This is a genomic window from Acinetobacter stercoris, from assembly GCF_900323515.1.
Lineage (GTDB): Bacteria > Pseudomonadota > Gammaproteobacteria > Pseudomonadales > Moraxellaceae > Acinetobacter > Acinetobacter stercoris.
Map to the genome: position 1 here is coordinate 1 of NZ_OOGT01000283.1, position 3597 is coordinate 3597.

Genomic DNA, 3597 nt, shown 5'->3' on the forward strand with positions numbered 1-3597 from the left:
ATTAAGCATTTCTAAATAGAATTTGCATTTGATTCCTCAAAAATTAAAAGAAAAGTAACGTGATAATATTTTTAATAATTTTGTAACATCATTTTTTTTTAGAATTTTTTAATTTTTATTGATTTTTTAGATGAATGGTTTTTTGTCGTTTCTGGCGTCTTTATTTATTGATTTAAATTGAGAATGTACTTTTATTAAACATTAAATTTAATGTAATTTTAAAAAGAAAAATAGTTACAAATGCAAAAGATTATGCATAATTAAAGTATCTTATGTTGAAAAGGTTACTGTATATGGATCCATCGCCGTGTAGGTCGAAATGTCTTCTCCTTAAACATACACATCATGTGGGGATGGCATAATGGAATTTCTACTAGATCCAAGTATATGGGTTGGTTTACTTACTCTTATTATTATTGAAATTGTTTTAGGTATTGATAACCTTGTCTTTATCGCAATTCTAGCTGATAAACTTCCTCCAGAACAACGAGATAAGGCGCGAATCCTTGGATTGTCGCTTGCCTTGGTCATGCGTCTTGCATTACTTTCTATCATTTCATGGTTGGTTACATTGACAAAACCTTTAATCGAGGTTTTTGGACATGTGTTCTCTGGCCGGGATCTTATCTTGCTTTTTGGTGGATTGTTTCTGCTTTATAAAGCCGTTTCAGAGTTACATGAAAGGATGGAGGGTAAGCCCGAAGTCAAGTCTACTTCCTCAGCAGTATATGCCGGATTTTGGGCAGTTGTAGCTCAGATCATTGTTCTGGATGCTGTGTTCTCTTTAGACTCAGTGATAACAGCAATCGGTATGGTTGATAACATATATGTCATGATGGCTGCAGTGACCATAGCAGTAATTGTGATGTTAATTGCTTCAAAACCGTTAACAAATTTTGTGAATCGTCACCCGACAGTAGTTATCCTTTGTCTGAGTTTCTTGCTACTCATAGGGGTAAGCCTGATCGCTGAAGGCTTTGGATTCCATATTCCGAAAGGCTATATATATTCTGGTATTGGTGTTGCTATTTTAATCGAAGTATTTAACCAATATACAAATCGTAATGTTGCTAAACATCAATCAAAAATTCCTTTGCGTCATCGGACTGCGGATTCAATTTTAAGACTGATGGGGAGTAAACTTGAAACAAGTGTGACGCCTACTGCTCAGGAAATCGAGGCAAATTCTGCTTTTGGTGATGAAGAGCGTTATATGGTTGGTGGTGTATTAACACTTGCTGAACGTCCTGTGGCATCAATTATGACTCCACGTTCTCAGATTTCATGGGTCAATATTGAAGATGATTTAGAAAAAATACGTGAGCAGATACTTTCTGTTCCACATAGTTTATTTCCTGTATGCCGTGGTCAGTTGGATAAAGTAATTACAATTGTTCGGGCAAAAGAACTGATAGATGCATTAGATCATCCTGAGCAGCTAGAATCTTTAATGAAACGTCAAAGACCAATCTTGATTTTTGAAAAGATGAAAGTCATTAATGTTATTCATACCTTGCGTGCTTCAAAAGGATCATTAGTGCTGGTCAGTAATGAGTTTGGTAATATTCAGGGGCTTATTTCTCCTTTGGATGTATTTGAAGCAATAGCTGGTGAGTTCCCTGATGCAGATGAACAGCTGGAATTAATCCGTTTAGATGAAAATACCTGGAAAGCATCTGGAATGTTTGATCTTTACCAGCTTGAGCTAGAGTTGGGTATGCTGGATCTTGTCGATGAAGACGCAGGATATTTTAGTGTTGGTGGGTTAATACTGGATAAAACCCAAGGTGATGTTCAGGTAGGTACAAAGATCGAGGTCAACTCTATTTGGTTTGAAGTGCTCGAACTGGAAGAGAATCGAGTCAAAACTGTCAAGATTTCTAGACCTCAATATTCTTTATAGTCATTAAAGCGCTGTTTGTATGATAAGAAGTCTCACAAAATGTGAGGCTTCTATTTTATGAATAAAAAGAGCATCTAAACAGGATTACGTATTTAGATACTAAAACTTAGGCTGAAATTTGTTGTTGTAAAATATGCCATAAATTTTGATGTGATTTTCGAAACATTGCCATATGTCCTATATATTTGTGCCCATATGCTTTGGGAGTGAGTTCATACATGCTTGTTTGAGCGTTAGGATATAAACGTAACAAGTCTTTGACGTTAATTTCAGAAGCAATTTCATCGTCACTTGCCCAAACAGCAGTAATTGGGCAGGTGATATCTTGATGATAATCTTCAAATATTGTTTTACCGATTGCATTGATAACATAACCTGGTTTGCTGCAAAATTCTGCCCATTGTTTTGCAACATCTTTAGGTAGATTTTCGCCCATACCAATCATTTTTGTAGGACCATAACCCTTTACAATCCTCGCAATTGGAAAAATAACTTTAAACATGACTGGCGCCATGATTTTGGTTCGACCTTTCAAAGCTTTTTGATAACCAGTTGAACCAGAAACAGCAATAACTTTAGCGACTTTTCTAAAATTGGGAACAATTCCAAGTAGTTGTCCACCTGCGCTATGCCCCACTAATATGATTTTCTCAGATTGAGTTTTGCCTAAAAGACTTTCAATAGCAGCAGGAATATCTAATTGTCCCCATTCTTGAATACTTGCAGTGGAGTCTTTTAGTGAACCATGCAAGGATTCGCCGATACCACGGAAATCGAAAGTCAAGACGTTATAGCCTTGTTGACTTAACCATTCAGAGAAAGAGTGGTAAAACTCTTTAATAATTCCGGTTGCAGGACAAATAAGGATGGGCAGATTATCATTTTCAGTACTGGAGGGATAATAACGAGCTGCCAGTGAGTAACCATCCTTGCATGTAATATTTAGCTTTTCAAAATTGCTCATGATTGTTTGGCTTGGTATGTCAATTACGTTTTACTCTACACGAGTTCCAAAAAGAAACTTGAATAATAAATGACTAGCAGGTCAGACTTGCTCTAAAACTTGCTGGTTGTATAAGAAACCTTATAAACAGGATTGAAAAGTAGATAAATTCGTGCAAATTAAGTTCAGATTTACTATTTTAATTTAATATTAAAAAATTGCAGTATTAGATAAACAATAGGATAAGGAACGCACTAATAAGCTGCACATTTGTAGGTTGATGTAATTTAATGGGGCGGAGATTTATCTAGGAACTTTAATTATAATTTGAGTTTTTTATTATCGTCATTTAAAGATGGATGCATGCATCCATCTTTCTAGTCACGTTCTAGTTTGCTTGTTTCAGAAGGGCGGAATTTGTGATCGACAATAGCCCAGACCCAAAAGGCTAGTGATACGATGACAGCATATCCAAAAAACTCTGCTTTTAAATTTCCTTGAATTGAACATTGCAAAAGTAATGTCAACATAAGTGCCAATGTCGTACTTACGTATGTGACAAAATTTTTATTAGCCTTCAGAGCGTTAATGAAGACTTGCTTGTTGAAATGTAATGATAACATCTCCATCCCTCCTGATGTTTTTGACTAAAACCTTATTGTTTCAGTCAGAATAGATTTCTAGTTTTACCACATTTTGGTGTTATTTCAAGAGCGAATATCACTATTTTGTTAAACTATTATGACAAAAC

3 protein-coding genes are annotated in these 3597 nt (G+C 35.4%); 1 reads left to right on the forward strand and 2 read right to left on the reverse strand.

Annotated elements, in window-relative coordinates:
- Positions 1–361 precede the first annotated feature (361 nt).
- Positions 362–1903: a TerC family protein gene (locus KPC_RS18460; RefSeq protein WP_121975792.1), complete on the forward strand. Its 1542-nt coding sequence runs from the start codon at positions 362–364 to the stop codon at positions 1901–1903.
- A gap of 106 nt (positions 1904–2009) precedes the next feature.
- On the opposite strand, the gene KPC_RS18465 is transcribed toward KPC_RS18460, so the two are convergent.
- Both KPC_RS18465 and KPC_RS18470 read right to left on the reverse strand, forming a co-directional pair.
- The gene (locus KPC_RS18465; RefSeq protein WP_121975793.1) at positions 2010–2867 is read right to left on the reverse strand and encodes an alpha/beta hydrolase family protein; all 858 of its coding nucleotides are present in this window, start codon (positions 2865–2867) and stop codon (positions 2010–2012) included.
- 356 nt (positions 2868–3223) lie between these two features.
- The gene (locus tag KPC_RS18470; RefSeq protein ID WP_121975794.1) at positions 3224–3469 is read right to left on the reverse strand and encodes a hypothetical protein; all 246 of its coding nucleotides are present in this window, start codon (positions 3467–3469) and stop codon (positions 3224–3226) included.
- Positions 3470–3597: the final 128 nt, after the last annotated feature.

Bases quoted from the DNA above. Each gene is read 5' to 3' on its own strand.
- KPC_RS18460 (WP_121975792.1), top strand. From the start codon at position 362: ATGGAATTTCTACTAGATCCAAGTATATGGGTTGGTTTACTTACTCTT.
- KPC_RS18465 (WP_121975793.1), bottom strand. From the start codon at position 2,867: ATGAGCAATTTTGAAAAGCTAAATATTACATGCAAGGATGGTTACTCA.
- KPC_RS18470 (WP_121975794.1), bottom strand. From the start codon at position 3,469: ATGTTATCATTACATTTCAACAAGCAAGTCTTCATTAACGCTCTGAAG.